Here is an 18,790-nt window from a genome sequence, read left to right as displayed (position 1 = left end):
CGATGGAGCGGCAGCTGGAGGCTTACTGCACTCACCTGCGCAGTGAGCGCCAGGTGTCGCCCCATACGCTTGAAGCCTATCGCCGCGACCTGAACAAGGTGGTGGCGTTTTGCACCAAAGCATCCATTGTCAGCTGGTCCACGCTGGATATTCAGCGTCTGCGCCAACTGGTGTCGCGCCTGCATCAGCAAGGCCAGTCCTCACGCAGCATTGCCCGTTTGCTGTCGGCGGTGCGCGGGCTTTATCACTACCTCAATCGCGAAGGTCTGTGCGATCACGACCCGGCCAACGGTCTGGCCCCGCCCAAGGGCGAACGACGCCTGCCCAAGACCCTCGACACCGACCGTGCCCTGCAATTGCTGGAGGGAGCGGTCGAAGATGACTTTCTGGCCCAGCGAGACCAGGCCATCCTGGAGCTTTTTTATTCGTCGGGGCTGCGACTGTCGGAGCTGACCGGGCTCAATCTGGATCAGCTGGATTTGGCTGACGGGCTGGTTCAGGTGCTCGGCAAGGGCAGTAAAACCCGCGTATTACCGGTGGGTAAAAAGGCCCGTGAAGCGTTGCAGGCGTGGTTGCCTTTACGGGCACTGGCCAACCCTGAGGATGACGCCGTGTTCGTCAGCCAGCGCGGCAGGCGTCTTGGCGCCCGGGCAATTCAGTTGCGGGTCAAGGCCGCAGGTGAGCGCGAGCTGGGACAAAATCTGCATCCGCACATGCTGCGTCATTCATTTGCCAGTCATTTGCTGGAGTCCTCCCAGGACTTGCGGGCGGTACAAGAGCTACTCGGGCATGCGGACATCAAAACCACGCAAATCTATACTCATCTGGATTTCCAGCATTTGGCATCGGTCTACGACAGCGCCCATCCACGGGCCAAACGCAGTAAGGGCAGTGAATGACGATCAAGCTGATTACCTTCGACCTCGATGACACGCTATGGGACACCGCGCCGGTGATCGCCAGCGCCGAGGCCGCGTTGCACGAGTGGCTGACCCATAACGCACCACAATTGGGCGTTATTGAACCCGGGCTTTTTCAGACGGTTCGCGAGCAGGTTTTGCGCGAAGAGCCGCAGCTCAAGCACCGAATCAGTGCATTGCGTCGCCGAGTCCTGTTCCGGGCCCTGCACGGTGTGGGCTATGGGAATGCGGCAACGTTGGCGGATCAGGCGTTTGAAGTGTTTATCGAGGCTCGGCACGCGTTGCAGGTATTCCCGCAGGCGGAGCCGACACTTGAAGCTCTGGCCCGGGATTACGCCTTGGGCGTCGTGACCAATGGCAATGCCGATGTGCGGCGGATCGGGTTGGGTCACCATTTCGCGTTCGTGTTGTGCGCCGAAGACATTGGCATTGCCAAGCCGGATGCGCGGCTGTTTCACGAAGCGTTGTTGCGCGGGGGAGTGACGGCGAATATGGCTGTGCATGTGGGTGATCACCCGGGTGACGATATCGCCGGGGCGCAGCAAGCCGGTTTGCGTGCCATCTGGTTCAACCCCGGCGGCAAGCACTGGGACGGCGCAACCCCTCCGGATGCCGAAATTGGCTGTTTGAGCGAGTTGCCGGCAGTGTTGAAACATCTGTAACCCTGATGCGGGCGGCTACAGCCACCTGCAAAAAAGCCCGCAGCGACGGCGGGCTTTTTCTTTCAAGCGGACAATCGACCCTTAGATAGGGCGGCTGCCGTACTTGTTGTCAGGCTTCTTGGGTGGGTCTGCCACCACATTGGCCTCGACTTCCTGCACCTTGCCGCCCTTGGACAGAAACTCTTCCATGGCACGGGCCAGTGCATCACGCTCTTTGTTTTTGGCTTCTACGCTTGGCAGGTCATCAACCGAGACTGCGGCTTTCGATTTGCCCTTGGCCACAGGGGCCGGCGTATCGTCGCCACTGTCATCATCGTCAGCCACATCATCGGCAGCGGCCTCAAGACCCTCTTCAGTCTCGTCTTCGTCGCCTACTTCGAGGTCATCATTTTCCAGATCGTCGTCGCTCATGTTCTACCCCATGACTTACGTAAAGCAGATTAGTTATAGACCAGCTGCGCCAACTGTCGACCGCCGCTGGTGAAAAAGTAGCCTTGGGTAAACCGCGGCTCACGCCTCTTCATCGGTGAGGGTGAAGAGGGCTTTACGGACACCGCCGCAAGCACGGTGTTCGCTCACATAAACACGTTGCCGGGAGCCAGGTGCCAGTTGTTCTGGCTACTCGGCCCGCAGGCCTTGAAAGCGTCGGGAGGTCATCCTCGCCTTCGTCTTGCCCGGGCGCAGTTTTTTGCCCTTCGGCGCGCATTCTAGCGTGCTGAATAAAAAAGCAAAGCGGCTAATAGTCGAGTTGTGTTGTAAGTGTTCATCTCACAAACAGGTGTGCGCCTGATATTCCCTTGAAGATGAGGGAAAAACCATTTTATTACTGTGAGTGATGCGGTATTTCAGTCAAAAAAATACCCGGCAAGCCGGGTATTTTTCTGCAGGTAAATTACAAGTTGTAGCCACGCTCATTATGTTCTGCCAGGTCGAGGCCGACCGCCTCAACCTCTTCAGCCACACGCAGGCCCATCACGGCATCCAGCACCTTGAGAATGACGTAGGTCACGATCCCGGTATAGACCACGGTGAAGGCTACGCCTTTGAACTGAATCCAGACCTGGGTGGCGATATCGGTCACTTCGCCAAAGCCGCCCAATACCGGCGCTGCGAATACGCCGGTGAGGATTGCCCCGACAATACCGCCGACGCCGTGAACACCGAAGGCGTCCAGCGAGTCGTCATAACCCAGCTTGCGCTTGAGGCTGGTGGCGCAGAAGAAGCAGATCACACCAGAGGCCAGGCCGATCACGATCGCGCCCATCGGGCCGACAGTGCCTGCGGCCGGTGTAATTGCAACCAGACCGGCGACGACACCCGAGGCGATGCCCAGTGCGCTGGGTTTACCGTGGGTAATCCACTCGGCAAACATCCAGCCCAGCGCGGCAGCAGCTGTCGCGATCTGGGTAACCAGCATCGCCATGCCTGCAGTGCCGTTAGCGGCTGCAGCAGAGCCTGCGTTGAAGCCGAACCAGCCAATCCACAGCATGGCGGCGCCGATCAGGGTGTAACCCAGGTTGTGCGGAGCCATTGGGGTGGTCGGGTAGCCTTTACGCTTGCCGAGCACGATGCACGCCACCAGCCCTGCAATGCCGGCGTTGATGTGCACCACGGTGCCGCCTGCGAAGTCGAGTACACCCCAGTCCCACAACAGACCGCCGTCACCGCTCCAGACCATATGCGCAATCGGCGCATATACCAGAGTGAACCAGATACCCATGAAGATCAGCATGGCCGAGAACTTCATGCGCTCAGCGAACGCACCGACGATCAGTGCCGGGGTAATGATGGCGAAAGTCATCTGGAAGGTAATGAACACCGCTTCAGGGAACAGCGCCGTGGCGGAGGTCAGGCTGTCGGGGGTGACGCCGTTGAGAAATACCTTGGAGAACCCGCCGATGAACGAGTTGAAGTTGGTGACGCCCTGCTCCATCCCGGTGGTGTCGAACGCGATGCTGTAGCCATAAATGACCCACAGGATGCTGATCAGGCCGGTAATGGCGAAGCACTGCATCATGACCGAAAGAATATTCTTGGAGCGAACCATGCCGCCGTAAAACAGTGCCAGGCCGGGAATGGTCATGAACAGCACTAATGCCGTTGCAGTCAGCATCCAGGCAGTGTCGCCGGAATTCAGGACTGGAGCAGCCACTTCGTCGGCGGCCATGGCCAGGCCAGGCATTACGACAGACAACAGGGCTCCGAGCCCTGCGAATTTACGCAGAGTCATAGTGTTTTCTCCTGGGGCGTTGGGGTTTGGCGGCTTAGATTGCGTCGGTATCGGTTTCGCCGGTACGGATGCGAATTGCCTGTTCCAGATTGACCACGAAAATCTTGCCGTCACCAATCTTGCCGGTGTTGGCAGCCTTGGTTATCGCCTCGATAACCCGGTCAAGGTCTTTGTCGTCGATGGCGACATCAATCTTCACCTTTGGCAGAAAATCGACCACGTACTCCGCGCCGCGATACAGCTCGGTGTGACCTTTCTGCCTGCCGAAGCCTTTAACCTCAGTAACGGTAATGCCCTGCACGCCGATTTCAGACAGCGACTCGCGCACGTCATCTAACTTGAATGGCTTAATAATGGCGGTGACTAGCTTCATGAAACTTCTCCCGAAATAGTGGACTTGCCCCAGGAAAACAAACCCGGCTCAAGTCTAAGCGCAGTGCCTGGCTTTGTAACGCGTCGTCAGCCTTCTGCAGGCTGCACGACGTGTATAAATCGCTGGTGACGAAAACACTCCTTGAACCACTTGCCGCACTGCTTTCGTCACAGCTACCGCATCAGTGCATGAGTCTCAGGCAACTAAGCAGAAACCTTGCCATGTCTGGGAAAGCCAGCAATTACAGCAAGTTATCCGCAGTTGATGGCTTTTAGCCTGATTTTGAAGGCCATTTGTGCACATAAACGGTGCATGGTTTGCGGGCGGCACGCCCAAAAAACGTGCGCGGGCACGCGATAAATGGGCCCTGACACTGCGTGATACACTCCTGCCATCAGTTTTCAGGACCTTAACCATGCTCGCGCCCAAAGATCTTCTCGACACCCTGAGTGGCCACGCTTCACGTTTGTTCAGTGGGGAAACTCCGCTGCCGCGCAACGAAATCGAAAGCCAGTTCAAAGCCTTGCTGCAAAGTGGCTTCAGCAAACTGGACCTGGTGAGCCGTGAGGAATTCGACAGCCAAATGGTCGTCCTGGCCCGCACCCGTGCCCGCCTCGAAAGCCTTGAAGCCAAAGTGGCAGAACTGGAAGCCCGGATGTTGCCGCCGACCGAGTAATGCTCAACCGCGGTGCGTTTCTCTAAACAAGGATGTTTTTATATGTTGGTCATGAACCGCTTGGTGCCCGAGATGATTGTCTCGGATCTGGCGCGCAGCCTGCAGTTTTACTGCGGGGTACTTGGCTTTGGTATTGAATACCAGCGGCCCGAGCATCTATTCGCCTTTCTCTCCTTTCATGGCAGCCAGTTGATGCTGGAGCAGGACGATCTTGAAGAGTCCGCCTGGCGTGTCGGCCCGCTCGAAGCGCCCTTTGGTCGAGGCATGAACCTATCGATCAAATGCCCAGACGCCCAAGCCCTGATCACCCGTCTTGAAGCCGCCGGACACCGCCTGCGTAAACCGCTGGAAGAGTGCTGGTATCGCAGTAACGACCTGCAGTTTGGCGAACGAAACTTCCTGGTGCCCGATCCCGATGGCTACTTGCTGCGCTTTGCCGAGGATCTGGGAACGAAAGCCGTGTAGTCGTCACGTGAATGGCCATTTGGCAGACGATCGAGCACACATCCCGTATCCATTCCCGCCCTGCTCTTTGATCCTGATTCGCGCACCATGCCTTTTTGCGAACTCAAGGAATGAGTCATGTCGCTGGCTATCGTTTACAGCCGCGCCCAAGTGGGTGTCGAAGCTCCCTGTGTCACGGTCGAGGCGCATCTGGCCAATGGTCTACCGGCGCTGACACTGGTCGGGCTGCCTGAAACCGCGGTCAAGGAAAGCAAGGATCGTGTGCGCAGCGCGATTCTCAATGCCGGGCTGGATTTCCCTGCCCGGCGCATTACCCTCAACCTGGCGCCTGCCGACCTGCCCAAGGATGGCGGGCGCTTTGATCTGGCGATTGCACTGGGCATTTTGGCGGCCAGCGGGCAATTACCCGCCCCGGCGCTGGCACACGTGGAATGTTTGGGTGAGCTGGCATTGTCGGGGGCCATCAGGCCAGTCCAGGGTGTATTGCCGGCGGCCTTGGCCGCGCGAGCGGCAGGTCGGGCCCTGGTGGTGCCGCTGGCGAATGCGGAAGAAGCCTGTCTGGCGTCCGGATTGACCGTCATCGCAGCCGAGCATTTATTGCAGGTCGTGGCGCACTTTGCAGGCCGTGGGGCGATTGAGCCTTATGCAGCCAGTGGTTTGTTGCATGTGAGCCAACCTTATCCGGACCTGAGCGATGTACAAGGTCAGCTCTCGGCCAAACGAGCGTTATTGGTCGCGGCAGCGGGTAGCCACAATGTACTGTTCACCGGCCCGCCCGGTACCGGTAAAACCCTGTTGGCCAGCCGCCTGCCGGGGTTATTGCCACCGCTCAACGAGCAAGAGGCGCTGGAGGTGGCAGCCATCCAGTCGGTGGCCAGTCATGTGCCCTTGAGTTGCTGGCCTAAGCGTCCGTTCAGGCAGCCGCACCACTCAGCGTCCGGCCCGGCGCTGGTAGGTGGCGGCTCAAAACCGCAGCCGGGGGAAATCACTCTCGCCCATCATGGCGTGTTGTTTCTTGATGAGCTGCCCGAGTTTGATCGCAAAGTGCTGGAAGTCTTAAGAGAGCCCCTGGAGTCCGGGTTTATCGTGATTGCCCGCGCCCGGGACCGGATGCGCTTCCCGGCGCGCTTCCAGCTGGTCGCTGCGATGAACCCCTGCCCTTGCGGTTACTTGGGCGAACCCACCGGGCGTTGCCGCTGCACCCCGGAGCAGATCCAGCGCTACCGCAACAAACTCTCCGGCCCCCTGCTCGACCGTATCGACCTGCACCTCACCGTAGCCCGCGAAACCACCGCACTCAACCCCCCGCTTGTCTCTGGCGACACCACCGCCAACGTCGCCGCGTTAGTGGCAAAGGCACGTGAACGGCAGTTGCAACGCCAGGGGTGCGCCAATGCCTTCCTCGACCTACCGGGTGTGCGAACCCAGTGTGGTCTGAGCGAAGTGGACAACGCCTGGCTGGAGACCGCTTGCGAGCGAATGACCTTGTCACTTCGGGCGGCGCATCGCTTGCTGAAAGTGGCGCGCACATTGGCGGACCTGGAGCAAGTGGAGTGCATTGAGCGCAAACACCTGGCGGAAGCGTTGCAGTATCGGCCGGTGATTGGGTGATAGGTGTGGGGTATGTTTGTTATTTGTAAGAAATGTCTTTTGGTGTAATGAGGTGTTTCTTTTATATAAGTAGTACCCGTAGTAATTGTGGTAAATGAAAGTTTCGGAGGTGGGAAGGCATAACAGAGGGCAGGTATAGTGTGGTGAATTTATTGGGGTGTGGTCAGTCATGTTTTTATTAGGCTTAGTATCCGATCTGGGGGTGTATTTAATAGTGCTGGCGACCAGCGTGTTTTATACAGCACCTATTGTGTTTTGGATTGACAGTTTTATGCCGGTGGGTGGGGCTGTATGCGATTTTGTGTTGGTGAATTATGCCGGGAGCTTATCGAATTATGAGTTATGAAAATATTAGATACCATCTGGCTGTGGCATTTATGGTGTGCGGTAGTTCTATTTTTTATACGCTACTTTTGGTGTGGTTGCTTCTAAAATTAGTGCCAGTAGAAGGGTGGGAGTTAAAGATTTTATATGTTTTGGTTTATGTGTTATTTTGTTTTTTTGGTTTGCATTTTTATATCCCAAGGCTGCGCAAGTTAGTCTGAGCATTAAAAAATAATTATCACAAAGTATTGCGATTCACATTGTCGTGTCTTCCTTTGGTTGGTAACACTGTATTTCTAAATTAAGAGGTGTGGTGTGAATTTACAAAGAGCTAGGTATTTTTTGAGTTTGTATTTTTTAGTTTTTACGTGTGATGCTTTTTATACGTTAGTCATACTGTGGGGGCTGGAATTGGTTTTTGTTCTTGATGGAGTTTTGTATGGAATTGTTGCGGCAATTATATTCGTAATTATTTTTTTGTTGACTGTGCGATATTCTGTTCCTGTTCTGCGTAAAAAATGGTAGGTGCCCGGTTTGCAATTGTCCATATCCTATGTGCGTAGCGTTTTTTGCCGTCTAGCCCTGGTTCGAGCGCTGCAGGTAGGGCATTTATTTAGGGTCTTCCTCGTCGAAAAATATTGAACTTACTGTACTGTAATTGGAAAAAGCCTCTAGCGCTAAAGAAAAGCGTCCAGCTTGTTTGTATGCATTTACATAGTTTATGGCGTCTCGTCTGAATAGCTGTAAAGAGCCAGTTTTTCGCACTGGCCGGAATAGGCTGCCAGCAGATAAGCCCAAGTCGAAGGTGCCATAAGCGATGTTCCCTTTATGTTCGTCTTTAAGAATTAACTGGTAAAACTGTCTGGTTAGCCCTTGGGCAGGACGTGCATCTGGGCCGTTCCAAATGCTGGCCGCGCCTTCATATATATTATTACTACCATGTGCAACTAGTAGTGCTCCAAAAGGAGTTGCCGCACCCAGTGTTGCTCCCGTAGTTGTGATGCCAAGTGTTGTTTGTGTTGTGCCAGCAGCTACTGTGACCCCATTCCAAAAATAAAACTCCACCCTCCTCCTCAGCGCCTCATGCTCCTCCCATAACGTCTCCAGCCCTTCTTGCGCGCTGATAACCCCGTCCACAACATCTTGAACAATCTCGTCGACAAACGCGTCTACTTGCCTCATGAAACTGAGCCGCGCAACGCCGTCATTGATATGCAGGGCGCAGGCTTTGCGGCCGAGGGCGATGAGTTCTTCGCCGGCCTGGTCGACGTCTGCCTGGGTGCAGCGCGGATCATTCATTTTTGGTCAGCCAGGACATGCCAGCGCTGGTGCGGGCGGCGATGTGTTCGAGGATGATGTCCTGATAGCGGATGGCCACGTATTCGATGGGTTGTGAATCGCCCTTTGAGGTTGCGGTGGGCACGCTGAGGTTGATGTGGGCAATGCGGGCTTCGCGCAGTTCGATGCGAAAGTACTTCTCTTCGCCTGTGGCGGTGGGTGAGGAACGGTAAAGGTGAATGATGCAGTTCAGGCTTTCGCCGTCGTCCAGTGCCTTGGCCAGCAAGGGCGAGGATTTGTCGATGTATTTGCTGATGACGACGGGTTGGTGTTTGGCGTTGCTGCCAAACTGGTTGGTGTTATGACCGCTGGCCAGGCTGTGGTCGACGGACAGCACCATGATTTCGTCGACATGGGTGGCCTGGCATTTGTTGCCCATGGAGGCCGGGGTAGAACAACCCGCTGACATGAGACCGCTGGTGGTCCCGGTAATGGTCATGTAACTGTTATTCGCCATGAGCTGCTCGCCTTCGCCTTGAGTGGAAGCGAGCAGTCTATGGCGGGTTGCCGGGGCGGATTTGTAGGTGGATTCCGAGTTTGCCTGGGTAAAAGGACATTTGTGTGTGGGTGGAGGTGGCGCAGTTAGCCCAACCGCTCCACCTCCGGCAGTTCCATGGCGGCGACTTCTTGCTGCAAAAAATCACTCAAGCGGCGTAAACGTTCGCCGCCGGGGCGGGTTTTTGGCCATACCAGATAGTAGTTCTCGCCGCTGGCCACGGCGGCTGAGAACGGCAGGCTCAAGCGATTCTGGGCAACGTCTTCTGCGACCATCAACAGGTCCCCCATCGAAATTCCGTAGCCTCGGGCGGCGGCGATCATGCCCAGTTCCAGAGTGTCGAACACTTGTCCGCCCTTGAGCGAAACTTGCCCGCCGAGGCCCATGCAATCGAGCCAGCGACGCCAGTCCCGGCGGTCAGGCGTGGGGTGGAGCAATTCGGTCGCCGCCAGCCGTTTGGCATCCCACGGTTGCTCGTTCAGCAAATTGGGCGCGCCCACCGGGATCAGCATTTCCGGGAACAGCAACGTAGCCTCCCAGTCTGGCGGAAAGTGACCATTGCTCAGCAGCACGGCGCAGTCGAAGGGTTCCTGATTGAAGTCCACATGGTCGATGTCCATCCAGGCACTGGTCAGTTGCACCTCGTTGCCGGCCTGTAAATGCCGAAAGCGACTGAGTCGGGCCAGTAGCCAGCGCATGGTCAGGGTTGAGGGGGCCTTCATGCGCAAGATGTCATCTTCGGCGCGCAAGGTGGTGCAGGCGCGTTCCAGGGCGCTAAACCCTTCGCGAACCCCGGGCAGAAGCAAACGGGCGGCTTCAGTGAGTTGCAAAGTACGGCCGTTGCGCTGAAATAACCGGCAGGCAAAGTGCGCCTCCAGGGTTTTGATATGTCGGCTGACAGCGCTTTGGGTAATCGACAGCTCTTCGCCCGCGCGGGTAAACGAGCTATGGCGAGCGGCGGCCTCGAAGGCACGCAAGGCATAGAGTGGAGGAAGATTACGAGGCATGAGGTTTATTCCGACAATTCAGCAGGAAAAGGCAGCATATCTGTACTAATGCATGAGTTTTAATTATGTCAGGGATCGTTTTTATCCCTTTGCTTAAAACACTCAAGGCGCCGAGAATCAAGCCTTTCAACGTATCTAAAGAAATCGAACTGATGATCAAACAGCATTCTGCACGTATCGAACTCCGGGCCATTTTGCGGCTGGCAGGGCCGCTGATTGCCTCGCAGTTGGCACATATGCTGATGGTACTTACCGATACGCTGATGATGGCTCGCTTGAGTCCTGAGGCACTGGCCGGCGGAAGTCTTGGGGCCGCCAGTTATTCGTTCGTGTCGATTTTCTGCATTGGTGTGATTGCTGCCGTGGGCACCCTTGTGTCGATTCGTCAGGGCGCCGGTGATATTGAGGGCGCGACGCGCCTGACCCAGGCCGGGCTGTGGCTGGCCTGGGCTTTGGCATTAGCGGGCGCGGTCATGCTGTGGAACATCAAGCCGTTGTTGTTGCTGTTCGGCCAGACGCCCACCAACGTAGAGGCGGCAGGGCAATTCTTGCTGCTATTGCCATTTGCCCTGCCCGGTTACATGACATTCATGGCCTTGCGCGGCTTTACCAGTGCGATGGGGCGCGCAACGCCGGTGATGGTGATCAGCCTGATCGGTACGGTTGCCAACTTTTTGCTCAATTACGCGCTGATTACCGGCATGTTCGGCCTGCCAAAACTGGGCCTGATGGGGATTGGCCTGGTGACGGCCATTGTGGCGACCTGCATGGCGCTGGGTCTGGCCTGGCATATCCACAGGCACCCGGCCTACGAGGCTTATCCGATCAGCAAGGGGCTGTCGCGGATTAATCTGACCTATCTGCGTGAGTTGTGGCGCCTCGGTCTGCCCATTGGTGGCACCTATGCGGTGGAGGTCGGACTGTTTGCCTTCGCTGCGCTCTGCATGGGCACCATGGGCAGTACGCAACTGGCCGCCCACCAAATTGCGTTGCAGATCGTATCGGTGGCGTTCATGGTCCCGGCGGGCATGTCGTACGCCATTACCATGCGCATCGGTCAGCATTATGGCGGGGGTGATCTGGTGCGGGCGCGGCTGGCAGGGCGGGTCGGGATCGGCTTTGGTGCGGCGGTGATGCTTGGTTTTTCATTCGTGTTCTGGTTTTGGCCGAAGGAGCTGATCGGCCTGTTCCTGGACTACAACGATCCCGCGTTTCGCCCGGTATTTGAACTGGCGGTCAGCCTGTTGGCGGTGGCGGCCTGGTTTGAGCTCTTCGATGGTGCGCAAACCATTGCCATGGGCGCTATCCGTGGGCTCAAGGACGCCAAGACGACCTTCCTGGTCGGGCTTTTCTGCTATTGGGTCATTGGTGCGCCAATGGCCTGGCTGATGGCATTTACTTTCGAGTGGGGCCCAACCGGCGTGTGGTGGGGCCTGGCCTTGGGCCTGGCGTGCGCCTCTGTGAGTTTGACGCTGGCATTCGAGTGGAAAGTACGGCGTATGCTCAAACGTGAGCGCAAGGCGGCGAACGCAGCGGCCATGACGGTGTAGGCGCTGGCGTGCCGTGCTCAGATCGCGTGTGACACCTGCTGTCCTGCTTCGGGGGTCAAGTATTCAACCAGCGCCACCAGCGGCAACGGTTTGCTGATGAAGTAGCCTTGCACCTGGTCGCAGCCAAAATCGCGTAGCAACGCTAACTGCTCGGGGGTTTCGACGCCTTCGGCCACGACTTGCAGCTGGAGGTTGTGAGCCAGATTAATCATGGCGTGCACCAGCTTACGGTTCTCCTCGCGACTCTCCATGCCGCCGACGAAGCTTTTATCGATTTTGAGCAGGGTGATCGGCAGGCTGTTGAGGTGCACGAACGATGAAAACCCGGTGCCGAAGTCATCCAGCGAGAAGCGTACGCCGAGTCGACCCAGGGCATCCATCGTTTGCTTGACCAGTTCGCTGCGGCGCATGACGGCAGTTTCGGTCAGTTCGAATTCCAGCCACTGAGCGTCGACACCCCGCTCGGTGATCAGGCGGCTGAGGGTCGAGAGCAACTGACTGTCCTGGAATTGGCGGAACGACAGGTTGATTGCCATGTGCAGCGGTGCCAGCTTGTTTTCACGCAGGGTTTGCATGTCGCGCAGGGCCCGCGAAATAACCCAGTATCCCAAGGGCACGATCAGGCCGCTTTGCTCGGCCAGCGGTACGAATTCGCTGGGTGCGAGCAAGCCGCGCTCGCTGTGGCGCCAGCGCACCAATGCTTCAAGCCCGACAATCTGCCCGCTGCTGAGATCCAGGCGCGGTTGGTAATGCAGTTCCAGTTCGTCGCGTCGCAAGGCGCGACGCAGCTCGCTTTCGAGGTCTGCGAGGCTGCGGGCGTTGCGGTTGATACGCTCGTCGAACAGGTAAAACGTACAGCCCTGGGTGTTTTTGGCCTGCTGCATGGCGATATGCGCATGCCACATCAAAGGGTCGGCCCCCGCGTTGGCGCGTGCGTGGGCGATGCCCAGGCTGCAGCCGATCAGCAGGCTTTCGCCATCGACCCAGTAAGGCTCAGCCATCACTTCGATGATCCGCTCGGCCATCCACTCCGCGCGCTCAGGCGCTCGCCGGGTGTCGATCACCAGGGCAAATTCGTCGCTGCCCAAGCGGGCCACTTGATCACCGGCTTCGAGCTGGCTTTTAAGGCGTGCCACCACTTGCAGGATCAAGCGGTCGCCGGCTTGATGGCCCAAGGCGTCGTTGGCATGGCGAAAGTTGTCCAGATCCAGGTGACCCAGGGCAATGCCACGGCCTTCATTTTCGGCCAGACGCACCGCTAGCAGTGTCTGGAAACCTTGGCGGTTGGCGATACCGGTCAGGGGGTCTTCCTCGGCCAGACGCTGCAACGTGTGTTCAAGCACACCGCGTTCGCGCACATGACGCAGGCAGCGCCGCAGGACATCGGTGTTCAGGGTGGCCGCCACCAACCAGTCGCTGACCCCTTGGGGCGGAGCATCTGGCTCGGTATCCAGCAGCAATACGCTGGACAAGCGGCAACGGCCCGGCGCCGGTTGCAGGGCCGGGGTGGTCAGGAGCAGCGTATTTCGATCGGCCTCGAACAGGTAGTTCACAGACTCCCAGTCCGGCGCGCAAATCAGTAAAACCGTGTTTCCCATGGGCGCCAGACACTCGCGCAATAACGCTGCCCAAGATGGCTCTTCGGCCAGTAGCAGCAAACGCAAGGGTTCGACAGGCGTAGACAAGCTAGCTCCCTAGACTCTGCAAAAAATCAGGCGATGGGCAGTATGACGTGCAAGCTTACAGGGGGCAAATGACATGGATTATCAAATACATATTGCCGGTTTTATCCCAACATTAGCCTTAAATCTGCCCGGCATCCTGCGCGAAAGTAATAAAAGCGGCAAATTTAGATAGAGGGCTACGTCACACTGTCGCACAGAGGCAGCATTATCTGCTCAGCCTGTTAAAATGCCCGCCCTTTTTATATACGACCCCCTGACTCGTCATGTCCCGACTCAATCCCCGGCAGCAAGAAGCCGTGAGCTACGTCGGCGGCCCTCTTTTGGTGCTCGCCGGCGCAGGCTCCGGCAAAACCAGCGTGATCACCCGTAAAATTGCGCATCTGATTCAGAATTGCGGTATCCGTGCCCAGTACATCGTCGCCATGACCTTTACCAACAAGGCCGCGCGCGAGATGAAAGAGCGGGTGGGCACATTGCTCAAGAAGGGCGAAGGTCGGGGCCTCACGGTTTGCACGTTCCACAACCTGGGGCTGAACATCATCCGCAAGGAGCATGCCCGGCTGGGCTACAAGCCGGGCTTCTCGATCTTTGACGAAGCAGATGTCAAAGCGCTGATGACCGACATCATGCAAAAGGAATACTCGGGCGATGATGGGGTCGACGAAATCAAGAACATGATCGGTTCGTGGAAAAACGACCTGATCCTGCCGCCCGAGGCGCTCGAAAACGCGCGCAATCCCAAGGAACAGACGGCGGCCATTGTCTACACCCACTACCAGCGCACGCTCAAAGCCTATAACGCTGTGGACTTTGACGACCTGATCCTGCTGCCGGTGAAGCTGTTCGAGGAGCACGCCGACATTCTCGAGAAGTGGCAGAACAAGGTCCGCTACCTGCTGGTGGATGAATACCAGGACACTAATGCCAGCCAGTATTTGCTGGTGAAGTACCTGATCGGCAAGCGTAACCAGTTCACCGTGGTGGGCGATGACGACCAGTCCATTTACGCCTGGCGCGGTGCCCGCCCGGAAAACCTGATGCTGCTCAAGGACGATTACCCGTCCCTGAAAGTGGTGATGCTTGAGCAAAACTATCGCTCCACCAGCCGGATTCTTCGCTGCGCCAACATTCTGATCGCCAACAACCCGCACGCGTTCGAGAAGCAACTGTGGAGCGAAATGGGGCACGGCGATGAGGTTCGGGTCATTCGCTGCCGTAACGAAGACGCTGAAGCCGAGCGCGTGGCGGTCGAAATTCTCACTTTGCACCTGCGCACCGACCGCCCGTACAGCGACTTTGCGATCCTGTACCGCGGTAACTACCAGGCCAAGCTGATCGAACTGAAGCTTCAGCACCATCAGATCCCCTATCGCCTGTCAGGCGGTAACAGCTTCTTCGGGCGTCAGGAAGTTAAAGACCTGATGGCCTACTTTCGGCTGATTGTGAACCCGGACGACGACAACGCATTCTTGCGGGTGATCAACGTTCCGCGTCGTGAAATCGGTTCGACCACGCTCGAAAAGCTTGGGAACTACGCCACTGAACGTAAAATCTCGATGTATGCCGCGACCGATGAAATTGGCCTGGGCGAACATCTGGACGCACGATTTACAGACCGTCTGGGTCGTTTCAAGCGTTTTATGGACCGTGTTCGCCAGCAGTGTTCGGGTGAAGACCCGATTGCAGCGCTGCGCAGCATGATCATGGACATCGATTACGAGAACTGGCTACGTACCAACAGCTCCAGCGAAAAGGCCGCGGACTACCGCATGTCCAACGTCTGGTTTTTGGTTGAGGCGTTGAAAAACACCCTCGAAAAAGACGAAGACGGTGGTATGACCATCGAAGAAGCCATCGGCAAGCTGGTGTTGCGTGACATGCTTGAACGTCAGCAGGAAGAGGAAGACGGCGCCGAAGGTGTGCAGATGATGACGCTGCATGCGTCCAAAGGCCTGGAATTTCCCTACGTGTTCATCATGGGCATGGAAGAAGAGATCCTGCCGCACCGCTCCAGCATCGAGGCCGATACCATCGAAGAAGAACGTCGACTGGCGTACGTGGGGATTACCCGTGCACGCGAGACGCTGGCGTTTACCTTTGCCGCCAAGCGCAAGCAGTACGGCGAAATCATCGATTGTGCACCGAGTCGTTTTCTCGATGAGTTGCCGCCGGACGATTTGGCCTGGGAAGGCAACGACGATACCCCCACCGAAGTGAAAGCGGTTCGCGGAAATACGGCATTGGCCGATATACGCGCGATGCTAAAACGCTAAACTTGACTATTTTTTACTCTACCTTCAGCGCATAGGCGCTATTTGAGGACGTTACGTTGGAAGCACTGCACAAGAAAATTCGCGAAGAAGGCATCGTGCTTTCCGATCAGGTTTTGAAGGTTGACGCCTTTTTGAATCATCAAATCGATCCGAAGCTGATGCAAGAAATCGGCGACGAGTTCGCGCGCTTGTTCAAAGATGCCGGCATCACCAAGATCGTCACCATTGAAGCTTCGGGTATTGCCCCGGCTGTGATGACTGGCCTGAATCTGGGTGTTCCGGTTATTTTCGCACGCAAGCATCAGTCGCTGACCCTGACTGAGAACCTGCTGTCGGCCACGGTTTACTCGTTCACCAAGCAAACTGAAAGCACCGTGGCGATTTCCCCGCGTCACCTGACCAGCAGCGATCGTGTATTGGTTATCGACGATTTTCTGGCCAATGGCAAAGCTTCGCAGGCGCTGATTTCGATCATCAAACAAGCCGGCGCGACCGTTGCGGGCCTGGGTATCGTCATCGAGAAGTCGTTCCAGGGCGGCCGTGCCGAGCTGGACGCTCAAGGCTATCGCGTTGAGTCCCTGGCGCGGGTTAAATCCCTGGCTGGCGGCGTTGTAACCTTTTTGTAAGAGCGAGCAAGCTCGCTCCGGCAGGAGGTTGGCCCCGTTATTTTACGGTGGCCTGTAGCCCGGCCAGCAGCAGACGCTGGTAGAGCTCCTCGCGCAGCCCTTCGGGCTGCGCGAGTTGCATGCGTGCCAGATGCTCGGGGAATGCCTGCGGCGAAGGTGCGTCCAGCGTAGCTTTGCCCAGCGCGTAGATCTGCGTGAGTTTGAATTTGCTTTTGAGCCAGTTCAACGCTCGTAGCAGGTCTTGCTCCTGCGCACTGAAATCGCTGCCAAGCGGGTATTCCGGGAACAAGGGGGCATGGCGTGCGGCAATCGCCTGCAAGCGTTCCGGGCTGTTATCGGCAAAGCGTGGATCGAGGCAAAAGTCCTTGGGCAGCTTGCCGATCTGCTGTGCCTGCTCGATCAGTTCGGTCTGGAAGCGTGAGTCGCTGATGTTCAGCATCGCTTCAATGACATGGCGATCGGTTTTGCCACGTAAATCGGCGATCCCGTACTCGGTCACCACGATGTCTCGTAAATGCCGGGGAATGGTGCAATGGCCATATTCCCAGACGATATTCGAGCTCACCTCGCCACCCGACTCGCGCCAGCTGCGCAACATGATGACGGAGCGTGCGTCATGCAGGGCGTGACCCTGGGCGACGAAGTTATATTGCCCGCCGACCCCGCTGAGCACCCGCCCATCCTCCAGCTGATCAGCTACGGCGGCCCCCAGCAAGGTGGCGGTAAAGGCGCTGTTCACAAAGCGTGCATCACGCCGTTGCAGGCGCTTCAGATCTTCCTGGCCATACAGCTCGTTGATATAGCTGATAGCCGTCATGTTGAATTCGGCGCGCTTGTTGGGGGGCAGATCCCTCAGGCGTTGGTAAAAGCTGCTTGGCCCCAGAATGAAGCCGCCGTGGACACTGACGCCATCGGTGTGAAGGCTTTCATTCAGGGTGCCAGCATTGGCTTGGGCCTGTCGTTCGGCATCCGGGTACACCTTGCGCCGTACAATGCCGGCATCCACCAGCATCATTAGCCCGTGTACAAACATTTCACTGCAGCCATACAAGCCCTGAGCGAGCGGTTCGACGCCGCCTTGCTGTTCAATCAGCGTGCGCCAAGGGGTGATATCAATTTCATCGAGCAGGGCGCGATAGCCCGGATTGTCGGCATGCCGTGCCAACAACGCTGCGCTCAAGGCATCGCCCATGGCGCCAATACCGATTTGTAACGTACCACCATCGCGAATCAGTGTGCTGGCGTGCAGGCCAATGAAGTGGTCCTGGGTGTTCACCGGCAGATTGGGCGTAGAAAACAGCGTAGTGCACTCTTCGTCGTCGATCAGCAGGTCAAAATCATCGGCGCTGAGTTCTGAGTCGCCTGGCATATAGGGCAAGTCGCGGTGAACCTGGCCCAGAATCAGAATGGTTTCACCGGCATCCCGCCGTTTGGCGATCATCGGCAATAAATCGAGGGTGATGTCGGGGTTGCAGCTCAAGCTCAGGCGGTTAGCGTCCTGGGGATGACGCGCGATGAGTTGTGCCACCAGATTCAAGCCACCAGCATTGATGTCGCGGGCAGCGTGGCTGTAGTTGCTGCTGACGTAATGTTGTTGAGCGGCGGGACTGTTCAGCAAGCTGCCTGGTTGCAAAAAAAACTGCTCGATTTGAATGTTGTCGGGCACGGCATCACGCTGCAGGTCCGCCAGATAATCCAGCTCAATGTAATCGCCAAATACCCGTTCAATAAAGGGCTGCAGAAAACGTCGCTGCAACCCATCGCCCAGCATGGGGCGGCCAAGGCTTAAGGCGGTGTAGATCGTCAACTGACGTTCGGGTAATTGCTTGACCCGCTGATACAGCGCGTTGACGAAGCGGTTGGCTTTGCCCAGACCCAGCGGCAGACCGAGGTGGATATGTGCGGGTAAACGCGCCAGCACATCATCCACTGCATTCTCGATCGAACAGGACTGCACCATCTGAGCCTCCAAAACCATCCGTGAATAGAGATGTGACAGAGAGTGACGGTTGTTCGTTGCAAAGACCAGAGAGCAGATGAAAACCTTCAGGCACAAAAAAGCCGCCCATCAGCGGCTTTTTTGGAGAAGGTCGGCTTACTTCAAGCCAGACATCTTCTGGATGGCACCTTTGAGGTCTTCATCGGAACAGCTCATGCACGTGCCTTTTGGCGGCATGGCGTTGATACCGGTGATGGCCTTGGCCAGGATGCCGTCAAGGCCTCCCTGGTGATCGGCGCGCTCTTTCCAGGCTGCGGTGTCACCGATCTTGGGTGCCCCCAGCAGACCGGTGCCGTGGCATGCATTGCAGTGCTTGGCAATGATGTCATCGGGGGTCATCCCACCGCCGCCGCCTGCAGAGGCCACAACGTCCATGCCTTTGCATTCTTCGCCCTGGATACAGACCTTGCCAACGGGCTCCAGGCGTTTTGCGATGTCATCGTTGGTCGCTGCTTGAGCGTTGACTGCCCAAAGGGCCATTACTGTTGCTGGTACGGCCAGCATTTTCATAATTAGGTTCACGCGTACACCCTCAATGGTGGCTAGTCACGCCCA

At 57.1% G+C, this 18,790-nt stretch carries 17 protein-coding genes; 8 read left to right on the top strand and 9 right to left on the bottom strand.

Features of this window, described 5'->3' with window-relative positions; all coding sequences use genetic code 11:
- Window positions 1-2 precede the first annotated feature (2 nt).
- Entirely contained in the window at window positions 3-899 is an 897-nt protein-coding gene (gene xerC / locus AWM69_RS02435) for a tyrosine recombinase XerC (protein ID WP_048381433.1), read from the top strand.
- Entirely contained in the window at window positions 896-1,582 is a 687-nt protein-coding gene (locus tag AWM69_RS02430) for an HAD family hydrolase (RefSeq protein ID WP_218725684.1), read from the top strand. The genes xerC and AWM69_RS02430 overlap by 4 nt, the downstream gene beginning before the upstream one ends.
- Before the next feature lie 81 nt (window positions 1,583-1,663).
- Here AWM69_RS02430 and sutA read toward each other — a convergent pair whose 3' ends face one another.
- From sutA to glnK, 3 genes are all read right to left on the bottom strand, one after another.
- Window positions 1,664-1,993, bottom strand: coding sequence for a transcriptional regulator SutA (sutA, locus tag AWM69_RS02425; protein ID WP_048381428.1), 330 nt, complete (start codon window positions 1,991-1,993; stop codon window positions 1,664-1,666).
- A gap of 481 nt (window positions 1,994-2,474) precedes the next feature.
- Window positions 2,475-3,812, bottom strand: a complete 1,338-nt coding sequence (locus AWM69_RS02420) for an ammonium transporter (protein ID WP_131654257.1) — start codon at window positions 3,810-3,812, stop codon at window positions 2,475-2,477.
- A gap of 34 nt (window positions 3,813-3,846) precedes the next feature.
- Complete coding sequence (gene glnK, locus AWM69_RS02415; RefSeq protein ID WP_002555808.1) at window positions 3,847-4,185, bottom strand: P-II family nitrogen regulator; 339 nt, start codon at window positions 4,183-4,185, stop codon at window positions 3,847-3,849.
- Window positions 4,186-4,600: 415 nt separating this feature from the next.
- Here glnK and AWM69_RS02410 point away from each other — a divergent pair, with 415 nt between their 5' ends.
- From AWM69_RS02410 to AWM69_RS02400, 3 genes are all read left to right on the top strand, one after another.
- Entirely contained in the window at window positions 4,601-4,861 is a 261-nt protein-coding gene (locus AWM69_RS02410) for an accessory factor UbiK family protein (protein ID WP_048381424.1), read from the top strand.
- A 42-nt stretch (window positions 4,862-4,903) separates the two neighbouring features.
- A complete protein-coding gene (locus tag AWM69_RS02405; RefSeq protein WP_131654258.1) occupies window positions 4,904-5,326 on the top strand; it encodes a VOC family protein in 423 nt (140 codons plus the stop codon).
- Between the two features lie 117 nt (window positions 5,327-5,443).
- Entirely contained in the window at window positions 5,444-6,937 is a 1,494-nt protein-coding gene (locus AWM69_RS02400; protein ID WP_218725683.1) for a YifB family Mg chelatase-like AAA ATPase, read from the top strand.
- Window positions 6,938-7,870: 933 nt separating this feature from the next.
- On the opposite strand, the gene AWM69_RS02395 is transcribed toward AWM69_RS02400, so the two are convergent.
- The 3 genes from AWM69_RS02395 to AWM69_RS02385 all read right to left on the bottom strand — a co-directional run bounded on the left by AWM69_RS02395 (window position 7,871) and on the right by AWM69_RS02385 (window position 10,102).
- Entirely contained in the window at window positions 7,871-8,560 is a 690-nt protein-coding gene (locus tag AWM69_RS02395) for a DUF4225 domain-containing protein (protein ID WP_218725682.1), read from the bottom strand.
- Window positions 8,553-9,056, bottom strand: a complete 504-nt coding sequence (locus AWM69_RS02390) for an Hcp family type VI secretion system effector (protein WP_218725681.1) — start codon at window positions 9,054-9,056, stop codon at window positions 8,553-8,555. Before AWM69_RS02390 ends, AWM69_RS02395 begins: the two co-directional genes overlap by 8 nt.
- A 125-nt stretch (window positions 9,057-9,181) precedes the next feature.
- On the bottom strand, window positions 9,182-10,102 hold the full coding sequence (locus tag AWM69_RS02385) for a LysR substrate-binding domain-containing protein (protein ID WP_048381414.1): 921 nt from the start codon (window positions 10,100-10,102) through the stop codon (window positions 9,182-9,184).
- A 152-nt stretch (window positions 10,103-10,254) separates the two neighbouring features.
- Between AWM69_RS02385 and AWM69_RS02380 the strand changes: the two genes are divergently transcribed.
- Window positions 10,255-11,652, top strand: a complete 1,398-nt coding sequence (locus tag AWM69_RS02380; protein ID WP_131654360.1) for a NorM family multidrug efflux MATE transporter — start codon at window positions 10,255-10,257, stop codon at window positions 11,650-11,652.
- A 17-nt stretch (window positions 11,653-11,669) separates the two neighbouring features.
- On the opposite strand, the gene AWM69_RS02375 is transcribed toward AWM69_RS02380, so the two are convergent.
- The gene (locus AWM69_RS02375; RefSeq protein WP_131654263.1) at window positions 11,670-13,337 is read right to left on the bottom strand and encodes a bifunctional diguanylate cyclase/phosphodiesterase; all 1,668 of its coding nucleotides are present in this window, start codon (window positions 13,335-13,337) and stop codon (window positions 11,670-11,672) included.
- Between the two features lie 263 nt (window positions 13,338-13,600).
- On the opposite strand from AWM69_RS02375, the gene rep reads away from it, so the two are divergent.
- Window positions 13,601-15,610, top strand: coding sequence for a DNA helicase Rep (gene rep / locus AWM69_RS02370; RefSeq protein WP_131654264.1), 2,010 nt, complete (start codon window positions 13,601-13,603; stop codon window positions 15,608-15,610).
- Window positions 15,611-15,666: 56 nt separating this feature from the next.
- A complete protein-coding gene (locus tag AWM69_RS02365) occupies window positions 15,667-16,236 on the top strand; it encodes a xanthine phosphoribosyltransferase (protein ID WP_048381408.1) in 570 nt (189 codons plus the stop codon).
- A 37-nt stretch (window positions 16,237-16,273) separates the two neighbouring features.
- On the opposite strand, the gene AWM69_RS02360 is transcribed toward AWM69_RS02365, so the two are convergent.
- Together AWM69_RS02360 and AWM69_RS02355 are read right to left on the bottom strand one after the other, a co-directional pair.
- Window positions 16,274-18,196 (bottom strand): acetyl-CoA hydrolase/transferase C-terminal domain-containing protein, encoded by a 1,923-nt coding sequence (locus AWM69_RS02360; protein WP_218725680.1) that lies wholly within the window; start codon window positions 18,194-18,196, stop codon window positions 16,274-16,276.
- A 135-nt stretch (window positions 18,197-18,331) separates the two neighbouring features.
- A complete protein-coding gene (locus AWM69_RS02355; RefSeq protein WP_218725739.1) occupies window positions 18,332-18,745 on the bottom strand; it encodes a cytochrome c5 family protein in 414 nt (137 codons plus the stop codon).
- Window positions 18,746-18,790 lie beyond the last annotated feature (45 nt).

Source organism: Pseudomonas sp. D1HM, from assembly GCF_019266105.1.
GTDB lineage: Bacteria > Pseudomonadota > Gammaproteobacteria > Pseudomonadales > Pseudomonadaceae > Aquipseudomonas > Aquipseudomonas taetrolens.
The sequence above is the reverse complement of the archived record's forward strand: the minus strand, read 5'-3'. Positions and strand labels throughout refer to the sequence as shown.

What these genes read in the sequence shown, in the direction of transcription:
- xerC (WP_048381433.1), top strand. Translation starts at nt 3, where the DNA reads ATGGAGCGGCAGCTGGAGGCTTACTGCACTCACCTGCGCAGTGAGCGC.
- AWM69_RS02405 (WP_131654258.1), top strand. Translation starts at nt 4,904, where the DNA reads ATGTTGGTCATGAACCGCTTGGTGCCCGAGATGATTGTCTCGGATCTG.
- AWM69_RS02385 (WP_048381414.1), bottom strand. Translation starts at nt 10,102, where the DNA reads ATGCCTCGTAATCTTCCTCCACTCTATGCCTTGCGTGCCTTCGAGGCC.
- glnK (WP_002555808.1), bottom strand. Translation starts at nt 4,185, where the DNA reads ATGAAGCTAGTCACCGCCATTATTAAGCCATTCAAGTTAGATGACGTG.
- AWM69_RS02395 (WP_218725682.1), bottom strand. Translation starts at nt 8,560, where the DNA reads ATGAATGATCCGCGCTGCACCCAGGCAGACGTCGACCAGGCCGGCGAA.
- AWM69_RS02410 (WP_048381424.1), top strand. Translation starts at nt 4,601, where the DNA reads ATGCTCGCGCCCAAAGATCTTCTCGACACCCTGAGTGGCCACGCTTCA.
- AWM69_RS02360 (WP_218725680.1), bottom strand. Translation starts at nt 18,196, where the DNA reads ATGGTGCAGTCCTGTTCGATCGAGAATGCAGTGGATGATGTGCTGGCG.
- sutA (WP_048381428.1), bottom strand. Translation starts at nt 1,993, where the DNA reads ATGAGCGACGACGATCTGGAAAATGATGACCTCGAAGTAGGCGACGAA.
- AWM69_RS02390 (WP_218725681.1), bottom strand. Translation starts at nt 9,056, where the DNA reads ATGGCGAATAACAGTTACATGACCATTACCGGGACCACCAGCGGTCTC.
- AWM69_RS02430 (WP_218725684.1), top strand. Translation starts at nt 896, where the DNA reads ATGACGATCAAGCTGATTACCTTCGACCTCGATGACACGCTATGGGAC.
- AWM69_RS02355 (WP_218725739.1), bottom strand. Translation starts at nt 18,745, where the DNA reads ATGAAAATGCTGGCCGTACCAGCAACAGTAATGGCCCTTTGGGCAGTC.
- AWM69_RS02420 (WP_131654257.1), bottom strand. Translation starts at nt 3,812, where the DNA reads ATGACTCTGCGTAAATTCGCAGGGCTCGGAGCCCTGTTGTCTGTCGTA.
- rep (WP_131654264.1), top strand. Translation starts at nt 13,601, where the DNA reads ATGTCCCGACTCAATCCCCGGCAGCAAGAAGCCGTGAGCTACGTCGGC.
- AWM69_RS02400 (WP_218725683.1), top strand. Translation starts at nt 5,444, where the DNA reads ATGTCGCTGGCTATCGTTTACAGCCGCGCCCAAGTGGGTGTCGAAGCT.
- AWM69_RS02380 (WP_131654360.1), top strand. Translation starts at nt 10,255, where the DNA reads ATGATCAAACAGCATTCTGCACGTATCGAACTCCGGGCCATTTTGCGG.